At 55.3% G+C, this 17995-nt stretch carries 10 protein-coding genes; 7 read left to right on the forward strand and 3 right to left on the reverse strand.

Annotated elements, in window-relative coordinates:
• Position 1 precedes the first annotated feature (1 nt).
• Genes NF683_RS20545 through rfaH form a run of 6 tightly spaced genes read left to right on the forward strand, consistent with a single transcriptional unit; the run spans position 2 to position 12863 of the window.
• On the forward strand, positions 2-1237 hold the full coding sequence (locus tag NF683_RS20545) for a capsule biosynthesis protein (protein ID WP_253920846.1): 1236 nt from the start codon (positions 2-4) through the stop codon (positions 1235-1237).
• On the forward strand, positions 1234-2052 hold the full coding sequence (locus tag NF683_RS20550; RefSeq protein ID WP_253920847.1) for an SDR family NAD(P)-dependent oxidoreductase: 819 nt from the start codon (positions 1234-1236) through the stop codon (positions 2050-2052). Before NF683_RS20545 ends, NF683_RS20550 begins: the two co-directional genes overlap by 4 nt.
• Before the next feature lies 1 nt (position 2053).
• Entirely contained in the window at positions 2054-3694 is a 1641-nt protein-coding gene (locus NF683_RS20555) for an LTA synthase family protein (RefSeq protein ID WP_089037496.1), read from the forward strand.
• Complete coding sequence (locus tag NF683_RS20560; RefSeq protein ID WP_253920848.1) at positions 3691-11007, forward strand: type I polyketide synthase; 7317 nt, start codon at positions 3691-3693, stop codon at positions 11005-11007. Before NF683_RS20555 ends, NF683_RS20560 begins: the two co-directional genes overlap by 4 nt.
• Positions 11004-12338 (forward strand): aminotransferase class I/II-fold pyridoxal phosphate-dependent enzyme, encoded by a 1335-nt coding sequence (locus tag NF683_RS20565; RefSeq protein WP_089037494.1) that lies wholly within the window; start codon positions 11004-11006, stop codon positions 12336-12338. Before NF683_RS20560 ends, NF683_RS20565 begins: the two co-directional genes overlap by 4 nt.
• A 3-nt stretch (positions 12339-12341) precedes the next feature.
• Entirely contained in the window at positions 12342-12863 is a 522-nt protein-coding gene (rfaH, locus tag NF683_RS20570; protein ID WP_089037493.1) for a transcription/translation regulatory transformer protein RfaH, read from the forward strand.
• Positions 12864-12904: 41 nt separating this feature from the next.
• On the opposite strand, the gene NF683_RS20575 is transcribed toward rfaH, so the two are convergent.
• Positions 12905-13966 carry a TRAP transporter substrate-binding protein gene (locus NF683_RS20575; protein ID WP_089037492.1) on the reverse strand — a complete coding sequence of 354 codons (1062 nt, stop codon included), beginning with the start codon at positions 13964-13966 and terminating at the stop codon, positions 12905-12907.
• A gap of 87 nt (positions 13967-14053) precedes the next feature.
• Positions 14054-16429 carry a cytochrome P450/oxidoreductase gene (locus tag NF683_RS20580; protein ID WP_089037491.1) on the reverse strand — a complete coding sequence of 792 codons (2376 nt, stop codon included), beginning with the start codon at positions 16427-16429 and terminating at the stop codon, positions 14054-14056.
• Between the two features lie 204 nt (positions 16430-16633).
• Here NF683_RS20580 and NF683_RS20585 point away from each other — a divergent pair, with 204 nt between their 5' ends.
• The gene (locus NF683_RS20585; RefSeq protein ID WP_198361443.1) at positions 16634-17311 is read left to right on the forward strand and encodes an IclR family transcriptional regulator; all 678 of its coding nucleotides are present in this window, start codon (positions 16634-16636) and stop codon (positions 17309-17311) included.
• Between the two features lie 146 nt (positions 17312-17457).
• On the opposite strand, the gene rnk is transcribed toward NF683_RS20585, so the two are convergent.
• The gene (gene rnk, locus NF683_RS20590; RefSeq protein ID WP_038485867.1) at positions 17458-17871 is read right to left on the reverse strand and encodes a nucleoside diphosphate kinase regulator; all 414 of its coding nucleotides are present in this window, start codon (positions 17869-17871) and stop codon (positions 17458-17460) included.
• Between the last annotated feature and the right edge of the window lie 124 nt (positions 17872-17995).

Genomic DNA, 17995 nt, shown 5'->3' on the forward strand with positions numbered 1-17995 from the left:
GTTGAAGCAAAAGCGTGCATTCTTATTTCTCCAAGGCGTCTGCTCGCCCTTTTACCAGCGTCTCGCCCGTCGGCTAACCGACGATGGTCACCGCGTGGTAAAGGTTAACTTCAACGCTGGCGATATCGTCTACTGGCAGCGCACCCACAGCCAAAACCATTTGTTTCGCGGCCCGCTTAGCGAGCTACCGGCTTATATCCAGTCATTGTGGCAACGTTACGACATTACCGATCAGGTGCTGTTTGGTGACCGGCGTCCGATTCACCGCCCTGCGGTTGACTTAGCATCCGCGGCTGGCATTCGTACCCACGTCTTTGAAGAAGGCTACTTTCGCCCTTTCTGGGTCACCCTTGAGCGCGAGGGTGTTAATGGTCACTCGCTGCTGCCCAGAGACCCCAAGTGGTTTTTTGAAACTGGCAAAGCACTGCCCAAACTCCCTGCACCGGTTCGCTTTCGCTCGTCTTTTAAAATCCGTGCCGCTCACGACATGTGCTATCACCTAGCGGGGTTAGCGAATCCCCTAGTGGCTCCCCACTATCGTAACCATGCGCCCATCACTGCGCCGGTGGAGTATGCGGGCTACGCCAAACGCTTCACCTTACTCAGGTACTGGAAAAAGCGTGATGCTGCGCGGATTAAAAACCTTATAGAAGGCGGAAAGCCTTATTTTATGTTGCCGCTGCAGCTCAACACCGATGCGCAGATTCGCGACCACTCACCTTATACCAATATGGAAGAGGTGATGGATCACGTTATGGGATCATTTGCGCTACACGCCCCTAGTGATGCGCTACTGTGTATAAAAAACCACCCGCTGGATATGGGGCTGGTTAATTACCCGAACATCATTAAAAGGCTGGAAGATTTTTACGGCCTACAAGGACGCATCGTTTACCTAGAGTCAGGCAATCTCAATCCATTGCTTAAACACGCCACGGGCACCGTCACAGTAAACAGCACGGTCGGCATTGTTTCTCTTGAAAAACAGTGCCCTACCTTTGCGCTCAGCGACCCCATCTACAATTTAGCGGGCCTCACCTACGAAGGCTCTTTAGATGAGTTTTGGCACCAACCGCCGCGGCCCAGCCAAGCGCTGTTTGGCTATTTTCGCAACACGGTGATGTACACGACGCAAATTAATGGTGGTTTTTACTGCCAACCCAGTATCGATTTAGCGGTGAACAATGCAGCGCGTATACTAGAAGCCTGCCCTTCACCACTGGAGACGTTGCTGTGAGCGTTGGTGTGAATGTTGATGTAACGACCTCTTACCCTTCTAATGCACCCCGCTGCGTATTGATTACCGGTGCCACCGGTGCAATAGGCGGGGCGCTAGCCCGAGCTTATGCAGCCCCTGCTACGCACTTGGTGCTACATGGCCGCAACCAGCAGGCGCTTGAAGAGTTGGCGATGGCGTGTCGAGAAAAAGGCGCACAGGTGTCGCTATCATCAGCCAGCTTGACCGACGCAAGCGAACTCAACGACTGGCTTGATGCGCTGTGTGCTGAGCACGTTCCAGATATTGTGATTGCCAACGCGGGGATCAATACTCACCCAAGCGCAAGCACGCTAGAACCGTGGGACGAGGTTCAAGCGCTACTCGATGTCAACTTGAAAGCCCCCATTGCAATGGCCCAACGACTGGTTCCCGCCATGCAAGCACGCGGCAGCGGTCAATTGGTGTTTATTAGCTCGTTGGCGGGCTGGCACGGCCTACCGACAACGCCAAGCTACAGCGCCAGCAAAGCGGGCATCAAAGCCTATGGAGAAGGCCTAAGAGGCTTACTCGAACCCCATGGCATTGGTGTGACCGTGGTAATGCCTGGCTACGTCACTTCCGCCATGTGTAATGCCATGCCTGGCCCCAAGCCTTGGGAATGGCCGCCAGAACGGGCCGCCAACGCCATACAACGTGGCATCACCGCTAACCGCGCCCGTATCAGTTTTCCCTTCCCGCTGAATTTCGGTACTTGGTGGCTGGCCGTGCTACCGGCGAGCATTTCTCAATGGCTCATCAAACGCCTTGGCTTTAATCATACCGGGGGCGCGTAGCGTGGCGTTCTTTCTATCATCCACATTTATTAGCCCACTTTTAGTAGGCTTGTTAGGTAGTGTGCTGTTCGAGGCACTGCTGAGCCCTCGCCCACAACCATTTTGGAAACGCGGCATAGCCGCAAACACGCTGCACCTTGGTAGCTGGTTACTGCTGTTTGGCGCCTTTATGCTGCTTCTGCAACGCCCTTGGTTTGCTGTTGTTTTCATCTTATCGCTGCAACTTGTGGTCGTGCAGTCCAGCAACACTAAATCACGCACGCTGAACGAACCCTTTATCTGTCACGATTTTGAATACTTCTGGGATGCTATTTTGCATCCGCGTCTGTATGTGCCTTTTTTCGGCATTGGTCTCGCCATTGCGGCCAGCAGCGCCGGTGCGGTTGCCATTGGTAGCTTTTTGGTTTTTGAACCATCACTGGTCCGCCAATGGGGCGGCACAGCGTTTCTAGCGAATAGCCTAATGCTGATAGCAACCGGTACGCTGCTCGTTTGGCTAGGGTGGCGCAAACTGCCGCCTATCACGCTTACCCCTACCGTTGACCTAGATCGACTGGGGCTATTTTCCAGCCTGTGGGCATACGGCATTGCCCTGATGCGCTCACAACCGCCCACAGCCGATGCATCGCCCTTTCAGCCACTTGCTCAACATACGTCACTTGATCAGCACAGCCTTGAGCTAGACGCCGATGCGGCCAAGCCAAACGTTGTACTGGTACAAAGTGAATCGTTTTTTGATCCTCGCCCATGGTGTAGCGAGATTGCCGCTGACTTACTGCCGAATTATGATGCTACCTGCCAGGAAGCTGTCGTGCAGGGAGCGCTGAATGTGCCCGCATGGGGCGCAAACACGGTGCGCACCGAATGCGCTGTCTTAACGGGCCTAGCGCCTGATGCCTGGGGACCGCGCCAGTTTAATCCTTACCGTACGCTGTCGCGCCACACACTGCCCAGCATTGCTAGCGCATTCAAAGCCCAAGGCTATCGAACGGTTTGTGTTCATCCTTATCCCGCTACCTTCTACATGCGAGACAGCGTTATTCCCAAACTGGGGTTTGAGACGTTTATCGACATTAGCGCATTCGAAAGCCAGGATAAGCATGGTCAGTACATTGGCGACCAAGCCGTTGCACGAAGAGTTGGACGCCTGCTTGAAGATAACGATAATAGGCCTCTCTTTGTGTTTGTGATTACCATGGAGAATCACGGCCCTTTACACTTAGAAGCACCGGAAAAGGCCAGTGTAGCGTCAACATTGCCAGCAGCGCCGTGGCCGCTACCGCATCATTTACGCGATTTGGCTGTTTACCTGCACCATTTGGGTGAATCAGATAAAATGCTCGGAAGCGTTAAAGCAGCGCTAAACTCTGCTATAAGACCAGGGCTGCTGGGCTGGTACGGTGACCACGTACCCATACTGCCTGCCGCATATAGGCACTATTCGCCTCCTGCTAGCAGCACCCCGTACATGATATGGTCAACGGAAGTAGATCGTAATTTGCATGATAAGACGCCTATTGAGCGCACGTCGTGCACGCTGGAAGCAAACGAACTTGGCGTCTACCTATTTAAACGAGCGTTTGGACGCGATATAAGTAGCGATGTGATCAAGGCAGAACCAGAACCTCAGGAGCAAGAATGACTAAACGCGTTGCCATTATCGGCGCCGCCCATCGTTTCCCCGGCACCACACCTGAAACGTTCTGGCAGGACCTGCAAGCCGAAAAAGACCTCGTCACCCAAGTGGCCCCCGGCCGCTGGAGCCTCGATGCTTTCCAGCATCCGGACAAACGCCATCCCGGCACCAGCGTCACCTTTGCCGCGGGTAGCCTAGGCGATATCAGCGGATTCGACGCAGAGTTTTTCGGCATTTCGCCCCGTGAAGCGGCGAACATGGACCCGCAACAGCGCATGCTGTTAGAGCTTAGCTGGGAAGCCATGGAAAGCGCGGGCATCGTGCCCAGCACCCTGCGCGGCAGCCAGTGCGGCGTTTTCCTTGGCATCGCCAGCCTTGATTATTCCTATCGCCTTGCCGATGACATGGCGGCGATTGATGCCTCGACCGCGACAGGTAATACCTCAAGTATCGCCTCTAACCGACTTTCTTACGTCTTTGATCTACACGGCCCCAGCATGTCGCTGGATACCGCCTGTTCCTCTTCCATGGTGGCCTTCCACCAGGCATGCCAATCGATTCGCAGCGGCGAAACCAATATGGCGCTAGCAGGTGGCATCAGCCTGCACCTGCACCCCTATGGTTTTATTATTTTCTCTAAGGCCAGCATGCTCTCGCCCACCGGCCGCTGCCAAGTCTTCGATGAGGCCGGTAATGGTTACGTGCGCTCCGAGGGTGCCGGGCTGTTTTTGCTAAAAGATTATGATCAAGCCGTGGCCGATGGCGACAATATCCTGGCCGTGGTAGCAGGCTCAGCGGTGAACACTGACGGCCACAAATCTGGCCTGACGGTGCCCAACCCCAGCGCCCAAATTGATTTAATGCGCCGTGCCTACGAACAGGCTGGCATTTCGCCGGACGAGATCGACTACCTTGAAGCTCACGGCACCGGCACCGCCGTTGGCGACCCCATTGAAACTCGAGCTATCGGCGAAGCACTCGGCAAGCATCGTAAAACACCACTGCTGATAGGCTCAGTGAAAAGCAACCTGGGTCATTTAGAAACGGCTTCAGGCGTTGCCGGGCTTGCTAAAGCGCTGTACAGCCTGCAGCACCGTGAAGTGCCCGCTACGATTGGCATACGCAATCTTAATCCACGCATCAAATTTGATGAGTGGAACATTAGCGTTGTCACCAAAGCCCAAGCGCTCAAAAAGCAAGGCCGCTTGGTCATTGGCGTTAACTCCTTTGGTTTTGGTGGCGCCAACGCTCACGTCATCCTGGAAAGTGCCCCCGAAAAAGCACCAGCACCCCGCCAAGTGCCCGATTTTGCGCTACCCGTTCGCGTTAGCGCACGAAGCCAGGAAGCTTTGGCGGCGAATGCCCGTGGGCTAGCTAACTTCCTACGCGAAAGCGACCATGCTTTCTATGATATCGCCCACACGCTGAACAGCCACCGCGAACAACACACCTTTGGCGCGCTGTGTTTCGCCCAAACACCGGAAGCCGCCGCCAGCGCGCTCAGCCAGTTTGCTGAAGGTGAAGCCAACAGCGTTGTGACACTGGAGCGCTTAGCTAACGCCCGGGGTCCGGTGTTTGTTTACGACGGTAACGGCTGCCAATGGGAAACCATGGGGCATGACCTGCTAGACAGCGAACCCGCGTTTAGCGACGCCATTGATCGTGTGGATGCGCTGTTCCAGAAGCATGGTGATTTTTCGCTGCGTGACGAGCTTGCGGGCCGTAACCAGGAAGAATCCAGCGAAGAAGGCCGCTTTGAGCGCACCGAAATCGCTCAACCCGCCCTGTTCGCACTGCAGGTCGCGTTAACCGAATGGCTTAAATCCAAGGGTATCGTGCCCACCGCCGTATTCGGCCACAGCGTTGGCGAAGTTGCTGCCGCGTGGGCATCCGGCGCATTAACGTTAGAAGACGCCGTTAAAGTTATTTATTACCGCAGCTTCTACCAGGGCAAAACCCGTGGCCTTGGGGAAATGACTGCTGTCGCCATCAGCGCGGAAGAGATCGCCCCTTGGCTTGAAAAAGCCGAATTTAGCAACATTAGCCTGGCAGGCATTAACAGCCCCAAAGGCATTACGTTAGCGGGTGACCGTGACCAGCTAAGCGCCATTGAAGCAGCCCTTAGCGAACAGAGCACCTTCGCAAAGCGCCTGCCACTGGACTACGCCTTCCACAGCCCCGCCATGGACAGCATCAAAGCAGGCGTCGTGGAAGCCTTGGCTGACATTCGTCCAGGCGCCACGCAGATTCCTTATGTGTCCACCGTTACCGGCACCATCAGTGAAGGCACACAGCTGGATGCCCATTACTGGTGGCTCAATATTCGTGAGCCCGTCCTATTTGATAACGCCGCTACGGTGCTTATTGAGCAGGGTTACAACGTCTTTGTGGAAGTCGGTGCACACCCCATCCTGCGCCGCTATCTAAACGACTCTTTACGCCAGCAAGAGCGCAGCGGGTTAGTGCTAGGCACCATTGAACGGCATAAGTCAGGCGCAGATGGTTTAATCCGCTGCCTCGGCCAAGTGCTGCTAAGCGGCTTAAGCCTCGATAGCCACCACTTCTTCCCCGTAGAAGGCCAGCGCGTCCTGCTGCCACACTACGCCTGGCAACGCACCCAGCTTTGGGTGCAAGGCACCAACGATGGTCAAGGGTTGCTTTCCCGCTATTATCAGCACCCGCTACTTGGCTACCCATTGGCGCAGCAGGATCACACCTGGGAAAGCCAGTTGGATACCAAGCGCCAGCCATGGCTGGCCGACCACGTCGTCGGCGAAGGCGCCGTCTTCCCGGGCGCGGGGTTTGTCGAGCTAACGCTAGCAGCGGCCCTGCAGCAGAAAGACACACCGCTTTTGGACATTGAAGAGCTGGAGATTCGCGCTCCGCTACTGCTGGATGGCCACAACGGGCGCACCATGCGCTTAACGCTGGATCCAGACGACGGCCGCTTAGCCATCCACTCCCGCGAGCCAGCCACCGGTAGCGAATGGCAGCTAAATGCCGTTGCCCGCCGCATGCGCGAAAGCCGCGGCTTCTTGCTCAACAGAAAAGCACCAAGCCTGCCAAGCCGCGCGCCAGACTATACCCTGGCCGAGCACTTGCAGATGGCCGAACGTATCGGGCTGCATTACGGACCTGCGTTCCAAGCCATTAGCCGTGGCTGGATTGAAGGCGACAGCGTTATTGGTGAAATTACCCTATCCGATAGTGTCCAGTCGCAGCTCGATACGCTGCACGTTCATCCGGGCATTTTGGATAGTGCTTTTCAGATGTTCATTCCGCTGCTGGCTCAGCACAGCGAGTTTGCAGCCCAGCTAGCCTTCGTGCCGGTTCGTGTTGGACGCATCCAGGTGAACGCTGAAGCCGGTGCCCCGGTGCTGGCGCGAGCAGTCATGGGTAAGCGCGCGCCCCACTCCTTCACCGCCGACTTCGAACTGTATGACGCTGCCGGTAACGCCGTGGCCGTGCTTAGCGAAACCCGCTTCAAGGCGATTCGCTTAAACCGCGCCCATCACCAGCATTTTAGCTACCTGGATGTAGAGTTAACGCCTGCTCCGCTAAACGCTGCGACGCTTTCACTGCCAGGCAGTGCAATCGCCCGGTTGGCTGGGCTAAGCGATGCGTTTACCGCCAGTACCGGTCAACGCTATGCCCAAGAAGTATCACCGCTGCTCGATAGCCTTAGCGAAGCCTTTGCTGGTGTTAATGTTAACGCTGGCGAAGATCAGCTCGCACCGGAAACCATTTGGCAGTTACTGGTGCAGGATTACCCCGATTATTTTGCCCCGATTCATATGGTGGGTCGCTTAGGGCTACACCGTAAGCAATTGACCAGCGGCAACGACACGCTTGAAAGCCTAGGCATTACCGCTGAGCACCTAGCAGGCATTAATCGCGTCCTTATCGGCGAAAGCGGCTGGCAAGTGTTAGCTGCCGAGCTTGGCGCATTAATGGAAGCTACGCTAGCCACGCTGCCCGCCGGTCAGCGGCTGCAGTTGTTAGAAGCCGGCCCCTGCACCCCCGCTCTTGGCCAGCGACTGCTTGAACAGCTAGCGAATACGGCTATCGCTAAAGATGCGCACCACTACCGTGCCATCACTACCAGCGACACGGCTCGCCATCAGGCGGAACAGCTGCAAGAGCGTTTCCCGCTGATGGATATTCAGCCACTGGAAGATTCACTGCCGACGCTTAGCCCTGCTGAGAAAGCCCAGCTGGCGTTTATCAGCGTGGACGTGACCCAGCCTGAACGTACCCGCCAGTTGATTGAGGCGTTGCCTGGCCAGCTTGCGCCTGGCGCCCAGGTAATGCTGATTGGTGTTCACCCGAGCCGTTGGCTTGATGACTTACTGGCCACTCCCGGCATCGACCAAACTGCCCTGGAACAAGACAACCTAGTCGAATGGTTAGCGCAACAAGGTCTCAGCGTTTCGCCGCCGGTTGAGCTGGAAGAGAATGGTGCTTACCTACTGCATGGCCAGTACACAGCAAACAATGACTCGCTGACGCCAACGCCAGCAGAGGCCTACCATTTGATTGTCTCTGACGCTGAGCACGAAGCACTTGCTGCCCAGCTCGCAGAGCGGTTAGGCACCGCCAATACATGGCTAACCGTCAGCGACGCAATCCCGCAAGCCCTGTTAAATACAGCGTTAGGTGAACGCCAAGACGTACCTGCCGCACTCAATGTGATCGATCTGCGTGGGCTTAAGGGCTGTACAACCGCTGCTCAAACTCAGCGCTGCCACACGGCACAACAGTGGTCACTGGCATTAGAAGCCAGTGGGCTGGAAAGCCAAGGCAGCCGTGTCACGCTTTGGCTACCGACCCAGGCTGCCAGTACAGGCGATGACGCCGCGCTATGGGGCTTTGGTCGTTCGCTCGCCAATGAAGCGGTTGGCCATAGCGTCACGCTGATCGATCTACCCAACGCGCCCAGCGATGCGACGTTAAACGCCTTTGCAGCGTCACTTGCTACGCCAGATAGCGAAAACGAGCTGGTAATAACGGTTGAAGGCGAGCGGTTTGCTACCCGCCTGCGCACCCTGCCTGCTCCTCACCCGGTCAAGCAGGCAAGTACTGCGCCTCATCAGGCAATGACGCTGGGCTTTGCCCTACCCGGGCAATTGCGTCAGCTACAGTGGCGGCCACGCCCACTGCCTGAACTTGGCGCGGATGAGGTAGAAATTCGCGTTAAAGCGACGGGACTCAACTTCCGCGATGTCATGTACACCCTGGGCTTACTGTCTGATGAAGCGATTGAAAATGGCTTCGCTGGCCCGACCCTGGGGCTTGAGTTCTCGGGCGAGGTGCTTGCTGTTGGTGCCAATGTTCAACACGTCATTCCTGGCCAGGCGGTCGTGGGCTTTGGACCCGCTAGCTTCAGCGACCAACTGATTGCCAGCCAGCACGCTGTCGCACCTCTGCCTGAAGGTGTCAGCTATGCTGCCGCCGCGACGATACCGACCACGTTCTTCACCGTGTACTACGCGCTAAAACATCTGGCACGTCTGGAGCCCGGTGAGAAAGTGCTGATTCACGGTGCCGCTGGCGGTGTGGGTATTGCCGCGCTGCAAATTGCCCAGTGGCTGGGTGCCGATATCTACGCCACCGTTGGCTCTGAAGAGAAGCGCGACTTCCTGCGCCTTATGGGTGAAGAGCGTATCTACGACTCCCGCTCGCTGACGTTTGCCGAAGAGATCCTAGAGGATACGCAAGGCGAAGGCGTGGATGTCGTACTGAACTCATTGGCAGGCGAAGCGATTAACCAAAACCTCCGCGCACTACGTCCGTTTGGTCGCTTCCTGGAATTAGGTAAACGGGACTTCTATGAAAACACGCATATTGGCCTACGCCCGTTCCGCAACAACTTAAGCTACTTCGGCATCGACTCCGACCAGTTGATGAAAGTGCAGCCTGCCCTCACCCAGCGCCTGTTCGGTGAAATGATGGCGCTATTTAACGATGGCACACTCAGCCCGCTGCCGTTCACGGCGTTCAGTCACAACCAAGTGATTGATGCCTTCCGTTATATGCAGCAAGCACGCCAGATCGGCAAAGTGGTAGTCACCTACGAACAGCCGATTGCTCCACCGCGTAACGAGCTATTAGGCACCGGCGCTATGACACTCTCAGCCGACGCCAGCTATCTAGTGACCGGCGGCTTGGGTGGCTTTGGCCTAAAAACGGCTCAATGGTTAGTCAGCAAAGGTGCACGTCAGCTTATCCTGCTAAGCCGCAGCGGCCCCGCTAGCGAAGAAGCCCAAGCCGCTATTGCGGCCTTTGAAGCCCAAGGCGTGAAGGTACTGGCTGCAGCCTGTGATATTACCGATTACGACGCGCTAGCAAGCGTTATGGCGCGCGTGCAACGCGAACTTAGCCCGCTGCGTGGCATCGTGCATGCCGCCACAGTGATCGACGACGGCTTGATTCGCAACTTAGATGCCGAGCGTATTCAAAAGGTGCTGGCTCCTAAAATTGACGGTGCCCGTCACCTGGATGCTCTCACCCAGGATATCTCACTCGACTTCTTTGTGCTCTACTCCTCGGCGACCACGCTATTTGGTAACCCAGGACAGGCCAATTACGTTGCCGCCAACCACTGGCTAGAAGCCTTTGCTGCCCGCCGTCGCGCCGCTGGACTACCCGCTACCTGCGTCCGCTGGGGGGCTATTGAAGATGTCGGTTTCCTGGCGCGCAACACGCGCACCCGCGATGCGTTGCAAGAGCGCTTAGGCGGTTCTGCGCTGCGCTCTGATGACGCCCTCAAGGTGCTCGAACAAATGTTGCTGACGCCTGGGCCAAGCCTTGGTGTTCTTGAGCTTGAATGGGGAGCACTGGCGCGTTTCTTGCCCACCGCCCAGGCACCACGATTTAACGAAATTGCCCGCACCAGCGATGATGATGGCAGCGTTGACCACGATGACGATATCAGCGCGCTACTGGCCGACCTCTCACCGGAAGAGCTGCACAGCACCATTACCGACCTACTGCGCGCAGAACTGGCTAGTATCCTGCTGATTGATGAAGAGAAAATCGACATCAATCGCTCGGTGTACGATATGGGGTTTGATTCGCTCATGGGCGTTGAATTGATGACCGCCATCGAGAACCGCCTGAACGTGCAAGTACCGGTGATGGTGTTGAGTGAAGCGTCAACACTTAGCAAACTGGCAGGTGTGCTGATTCAAAAATTACATCAGCATGACAATGATGTTGAAGAAGCGCCACAAGATGCGTTAGCCTCTCTGGCCGCTCGCCACGGGGCGGACGGGCTCAACAATGAGTCGGCTTCAACATCTACCACCGAGACACCATGACCGTGAAGCGCTCTGAACTGAAACGACAGCTGCTGGAACAGGCACGCAAGCGCCCAACGCCCCGTGCCACCAGCACCCAGGCCCCTGCTATCTCAGGCGTCGAGGCAACTCGGACTGTTCCCGAGCGCTTTACACGATTTGATGCCCACCCGGGTTATCAGCAGCTAGTCATGATGCGCCAGGGCGCTAAACAGCTCGGGCTGATAGACCCGTTCTTTAAAGTCCATGACGGCCTCGCCGGTGCCACCAGCGTGATTGATGGGCATGAGTGCATTAATTTCGCCAGCTACAACTACCTGGGTTACTCCGGTGACCCACGGGTGGTTCAAGCGGCATCCGACGCAGCGGCTCACTACGGCACCTCCGTTTCTGCCAGTCGCGTCGTCTCGGGTGAACGACCTATTCACGGCGAACTAGAGCAAGCAATCGCCAACATCTATGGTGTTGAAGACGCGGTTGTTTTTGTCAGCGGTCACGCAACAAATGTGTCTACCCTTGGCTACCTATTGGGCCCTAAAGACCTTGTGCTTCACGACGAGTACATCCACAACAGCTCGTTAGTCGGCGCACAGCTTTCCGGCGCCAAGCGTATATCCTTCAGCCATAACGATCCCGCCGCACTCGATGCTCTGTTAAGCCGCCATCGCCATCAATTTGAACGCGTTCTTATCGTCATTGAAGGGCTTTACAGCATGGATGGCGACATCCCCGACCTACCCCGCTTTATTGAACTAAAGCAGCGCCATCAGGCGTGGCTGATGGTCGACGAAGCGCATTCGTTTGGCGTCATGGGCGACACTGGCCTAGGCTTACGAGAACACTTTGCGATTGACCCAGCCGATGTTGATATATGGATGGGCACTATGAGCAAAACGCTATCAGGCTGCGGGGGCTATATTGCCGGCAATAAAGCGCTGGTTGAAACACTGCGCTACTTTGCACCCGGTTTTCTTTACAGTGTCGGCATGCCCGCCCAAGTGGCCGCGCCTTCGCTTAAAGTACTGGAATTAATGCCCCAGGAAACCGAGCGCGTTACCCAGCTACAGGCAATTTCGCACTACTTCCTGGAGCAGGCTCAAGCCAGGGGAATGGACACCGGTCATAGCATTGGCTCTGCCGTCGTACCCGTTATTGTGGGTAGCTCGCCGCTCGCGGCACACCTCTCCCATGCGCTGTTTGCACAGCACATTAACGTGCAGCCTATTCTGTATCCTGCGGTTCCTGAAAAAAGTGCTCGACTACGCTTTTTTCTTTCCTGTGAACACACGAAAGACCATGTTGACCAAACGCTGGATGCACTCGCGCTACTGCTCGCAAACGCCAAAGGGTGATTTATGGAGGAGTTCGAAACCCAAGCAGAGCGGGCTAACCCCTGCTGGTATGTGATTCAATGCAAAGGCGGCGAATCATTTCGCGCCGCAGAACACCTCACCAATCAAGGGTACGAGGTGTTCCACCCAGTGCTAAACGCTAAACGTAAGCGCCAAGGCAAACTCACGCTGGTAACCGAGCCACTTTTCCCCTATTACCTGTTTATTCGGCTGGATCAGACCGTCAGCAACTGGCGGCCAATTCGCTCTACCCGCGGCGTGCTGCGCCTACTCACCTTTGGCAACACGCCGATCGCCGTACCGAATGCCCTGGTAGATACCCTTCGCGCACAGCCGCATCATCAAGAAGGCAGCCACAGCTACTTCTGCGCTGGGGAAAAAGTGACGATCACCGACGGCCCCTTCAAAGATCTAGAAGCCGTTTTCAAACGTTGCAAAGGCGAAGAACGCGCTATCGTGCTGCTTAACGTGCTACAACGCCCTCAGGATGTCGAGATCTCTGTCGATAACCTACAGAAAAAATAACCCGCTGCCCGAAGCACAACAGCGCCTCGGGCAGGGACACATCACATGCTCTGGTCAACCACTTCCTCAGCACTCAACCCTTCTTCACTATCTATAACGTCGAGCTGCTCCAGGAAGAAACTGCGTGCGGCTTCACCGTTAACACCACGCTCATTAGCCTCGGCCTCCCACTGACTTGGAAGATCTGCGGCTATTTGTTGGAAACGCTCAAGCTCTTCGGCGGGCAGTTCCACAAACGTGTTGCCCTGCTGTTGCGCGAACTCGACGCCACGCTCATCCACCACATCCATCATATAGCCAAACAAACGAGAAAGTCGTTCTCCCGACACGCTTTCAATGGCTGTGCGGTCCTCTTCAGAAAGCGAGGCCCATGTATCAGGGTTGATAACCAGCGAGAAACTGCCTCGATAAAAACCACCCGGCATCTGAACGGTGTAGGGCAACACTTCCGCTAGACGAAAACTTTTGAGCCCTTCAAGTGTTAGCATTGCGCCATCAATAACGCCCTGTGTAGCAGCCTCATAAGTGCTGGCGGGGGGTAGTGCTACGCCGGTCAGCTCAAGTGCATTCGAAATGTCTGCCATAATGCCGCCACCAATGCGAACACGCTTACCGTCTAGGTCGCCAAGGCTATCAATCTCTTCGCCAAGATAAAGCGCACCCGGCCCATGTACCCCAACCCCGATCACCTCAACCCCTCGGTGCTCATTAGCCTCGGCTAGGAACTCGTTATGGGTGCGCCAATAAGCCACCGACGCAGACTCGGACGAGAAATCCTCAAACGTGGGTAGCTCGGGCAGTTTGGTCAGTTCGAAACGCCCCGGCATTAAGCCATGAAAAAGCCAAGTAACGTCGGCAACGCCATCTGCGATTAATTCCATTTGTGAGCCTGGCGGCCCCATATCGTGAACAACGTTAACAGTGACGCGCCCTTCGGTAGCTTCCTCAACCCAACTCCCCCATGTTGGCCAAACAATAGTGTTAACGCCGTGATTAGGGCCCGCCCAAGTACTAATCTGCAATTCAGTCGCGGCGGTGGCATGCTGTAAAGTGCCTAATGCCATCAAGGCAGACAGTGTTGTCAGTGTGGCGAGTTTTTTCATTATTAATGTCCTCTCTTTGATTACAGGATTAGCGTGCAACGTCTTGCGTTTTAGTGTTGTTAGTTGTTGCTGGTAAATTGTTAGCGATTAGAGAGCGAGTACAAGACGATCCCCCTTAGCTCTCGAACAGCAGGTCATCATACGATCACTGGCAGCCCGCTCAGCACGGCTGAGTACCAAGTCACGGTGATCAATATCCCCCTCGACAACAGCGACTTCACAGGTACCGCACAAACCTTCACAGCAGTCGCTGGGCACATCAACGCCAAACGCTGTCAGTGCTTCAAGCAAGGTCTGGTCATTCCCGACCTGAAGTGTCACGTTAGAGTCGCTAAGCATTACCTCGAAGGCATGCTCTTGCTCAGGATCAAGGATGTTTGAGCGAGCCGAAAAATGCTCAACATGTAAGACGCCTTCAGGCCAGTTCTGCGCCAATACCTCGAGCGCCTCTAACATTCGTTCAGGGCCACAGCAGTAGACCTGGTCACCCTTGGCTACGTTACTAAGTGCGGTCGAGATATCAAGCCGACAGCCCTCATCGCTTGCATGAACGGTTAGCGCTGCGCTGTGGTCACGCTCGACGCGCTCCAAAAAGGCCATGGTTTGCCGCCCGGCGCCGCAATAGTGGAGTGTGTAAGGTTTACCTAATGCCTCAAGTTTATCCGCCATGGTAAGAATCGGCGTAATACCAATACCGCCTGCTATCAAGGTATAGCGTTCTGCCGTCTCATCCAGGTGAAAATGATTCTTTGGGCCAGCAATGTGCAGCACGTCACCTGGTTTGATCATTTCGTGAAAATGTAATGACCCGCCACGCCCCGTAGGCTCACGTAAAATAGCAATAGACAAACGATGCCGGTCATTGCGCTTTCCACACAGCGAGTAATAGCGCCGCCATTCGCCTGAGACCAGCTCGACATGTGAGCCAGGTGACCAGTCCGGTAACTCACGGCCATAGGGGTCGACAAGATCGATCCGAACGACTTCCTCGGCTTCGCGCTCTACCTCAGCGACTAAAACCCGACGCACAATATCCTCTTTAATAGGCGCACCAATATGGAAATGTGTCGGGTTCTCAAGTACCGCACGGTTACGGCGTTCAGGGTTCTGCTCAGGATTCCACTCCACCCAAAGCGAGGTTGGACCACGGAAAGACGTATTGGGCAGATACTCGAATGCTTGGTCCTCAATGAGATGTATATGGGGTAAACGGCGGACAAATTCATCAAGGATAATACGCATTTCCATGCGGGCAATATTCTTACCCATACATTGATGCGCACCGTAACCAAAGGTGAAATGCTCTGCTGAGTTATGGCGGTAGATATCAAACTCGTCAGGGTTTTCAAAATGTCGTGGGTCACGGTTCGCCGACGCTTGCACCAACAACAGTTTGCCGCCTTTGGGGATCGTCACACCCCCTACGTCAGCATCCTCAGTAGCGATACGTCGCCAAGCCACCACCGAGCCAGCGGCACGGAGACACTCCTCAATGGCGCTGGGAATTAGCGTCGGGTTCTCACAGATATCATTCCAAGAATCACGGTTCGATAGCAGGATGCGGAAAGCGTTCGTGGTGGCGAAAGCCGTCGTCTCATGGGCAGCTACCAAAATCGCCATCATCATTGAGCGCAGGTAACTCTCAGGCACAACCTCGGGGTGCTGGTTATGCATACGAATCGAATCATACATCCACCCCTCGCCCGTTGGATCTTCACGCATGCGATCGAGAATAGTCTGCGCCGTTTTCCAGAATTGCCCTACGTCTTCAGCGATCTTCAGTTGCTGTTCTGGCGAGGGGCGGCCCCAGGTGTTAAGCGTGTGAGCAACGGAGAATTTGCGAAGCTCTTTGGCATCTTCGCTGGGCACCCCCAGAAAGCGCAGCGCCACGGTCATGGGAATTTCCCGAAACATCTCCTCTACCAGATCCGCGCGGCCTTTATCGATGAAATGATCCATATAGCTACGCACTAACTCGCGAACCCATGCCTCATGCTTCTCGAGGTTCTCAGGCAGGAAAGCCTCCATCAGCAGGCGGCGGCGCTCCATGTGGTCTGGCTCATCCTCGTTGACCATGGTGCGACGCATTGCAAAGCCATAGCTTTCGAGAATTTTTACCGCCTCGGGTGGCGCTGGCGTCAGTTTCTCCAACGCGATAGCGGGAGAAAAGGTCAGATTGTCACGAAAAACAGCTTTTACTTCTTCATAGCGGCTGACAACCCAGTAACCGAGCTTAGGGCTGAAGAATACCGGCTCCTGCTCGCGAGACCAGCGTAGTGCCTCGGCGGGGTCGAGCTGGTAAGACGCACCGAAAGGATCAAAGGCAGCAGCATCACTCGAGACGGGGCACCCCGTCGGTGATGTCAGCGTTGTTTGGCTAGTGGCATGGCTAGTTGCATGAGCGGGCTGATGAAAAGGACAGCCTTCTGCCATTCCATCGGGCTGGCGTACAGGTGTGGTCATGATGTCTCCAAGGAGGGAACGCTCGACAAACTGTTTGTTTTATTTTTTGTATCTATTAACGCACAACTATAATCTATTATAGAGAAAAAAAAATAGATGAAGAGTCGCGCACCGTCAATACATGTTTGCAGCCCCAAGGTACTGCGCCATACTTGTCGATCCTTCATTACCCATACGCAAACGTCTGTTCGAGGTTCTCCACTGATGTCGTCCACGCTTCAAACGCTTGATCGCGGCCTGCTCGCCTTAAAAATAGTCTCCGAGCATAATGAAGGTATCAGCATTGCTAAGCTTGCTGAGGAGCTTGAAGTACACAGGACTATCGCCTACCGCATCGTCGCTACGCTCGAGTCACATGCCCTGCTTACCCGCACACAGGGAGGCACCCTTAGGCTAGGCGCAGGCATTACTTTGCTAGCTTCTCGTTTTGAACCCCAGCTCCATGCGGTCGCCCTGCCACTGTTAAAAACCCTGGCCAAAGCAACCCGCGCGACTGCGTTTATTTCGCTAGCCCAAGGGGAAGAGTGCATGGTGACGCTGGTCGCTGAGCCTGAAGAAGGAATGCTGCGTGTGGGATATCGCGTTGGCAGCCGTCATCCATTAACACAAGGCGCGGCGGGTATCGCAATTCTGGCAGGACGAGCACCGCAGGAAGAGGACAGCCCTGAGGTAAAGCAAGCCCGCGCTGAAGGCTATAGCCTCACGCGGGGGCAACTGCAACGCGGCGCGGTTGGCGTAGCCACCCACATCCCGACTACCCGGTCTCGCAGTGGTATGGAAGCGTGTGTTGGGGTCGTCGCGATGGATGACCTGGATAGTGAGCGAGCAATTCGCGAGGTAAAGATTTCCGCGATACAGCTAGCTGAGCTGATAGGACAGTAGTGATAAGGGCAGTAGTGATAAGGACACGGCGAACTGGCGCGCTTTGCGACCCGTTCGCCATTAGGCATCAGTTCGTACTTGATAGCTTTATTGAAACACTCCCCTCCAGGGCCGAGAGTCGCCACCACTTACTTGTCACTACTTACTTAGCGATGAAACTGCTTCTCCCGCTCGGGCTGCCAGAAAATCGCATCAATGCGTAGGCGTACTTCGGTGTTGTTCGGTAGCGGCCACTCAATAACATCGCCCACGCGTAAGCCAATTAACGCCGCGCCAATTGGCGCCATCACCGAAATGCCATCCTCAACGCTTTCAAGCGCATGAGGATACACCAATGTGCGAATCATCTGACGTTCGCGGGTCAGGTCCGTAAAGCGTATCTGGCTGTTCATACTGACCACATCCTCAGGGATATCCTGAGGGTCAAGCACCTCTCCGCGCTCCAGCTCCTCTTCCAGTAGCTCCGCCACCATCATGTCTTTTTCAGATGCATTATCAATCAGGCGCTGAAGTCGTTCAGCATCAAGACGATTAATGATAATAGGAGGACGCTGCCCCATCTCTACTCTCCTTGGAAAGCAATCAATAGTGATGTCAGTGAGCATAAAACGCACCAACGAAAACAGCCCTTCCCCAGAGGGAAAGGACTGTGTTACGACAGTGTATGTGGTTTAGCTAATAAAA

Source organism: Halomonas sp. MS1, assembly GCF_024182575.1.
Classification (GTDB): Bacteria; Pseudomonadota; Gammaproteobacteria; order Pseudomonadales; family Halomonadaceae; genus Vreelandella.

Excerpts from the sequence above, each read along its gene's own strand:
- NF683_RS20560 (WP_253920848.1), top strand. The coding sequence starts at position 3,691 with ATGACTAAACGCGTTGCCATTATCGGCGCCGCCCATCGTTTCCCCGGC.
- NF683_RS20565 (WP_089037494.1), top strand. The coding sequence starts at position 11,004 with ATGACCGTGAAGCGCTCTGAACTGAAACGACAGCTGCTGGAACAGGCA.
- rfaH (WP_089037493.1), top strand. The coding sequence starts at position 12,342 with ATGGAGGAGTTCGAAACCCAAGCAGAGCGGGCTAACCCCTGCTGGTAT.
- NF683_RS20575 (WP_089037492.1), bottom strand. The coding sequence starts at position 13,966 with ATGAAAAAACTCGCCACACTGACAACACTGTCTGCCTTGATGGCATTA.
- NF683_RS20580 (WP_089037491.1), bottom strand. The coding sequence starts at position 16,429 with ATGACCACACCTGTACGCCAGCCCGATGGAATGGCAGAAGGCTGTCCT.
- NF683_RS20585 (WP_198361443.1), top strand. The coding sequence starts at position 16,634 with ATGTCGTCCACGCTTCAAACGCTTGATCGCGGCCTGCTCGCCTTAAAA.
- rnk (WP_038485867.1), bottom strand. The coding sequence starts at position 17,871 with ATGGGGCAGCGTCCTCCTATTATCATTAATCGTCTTGATGCTGAACGA.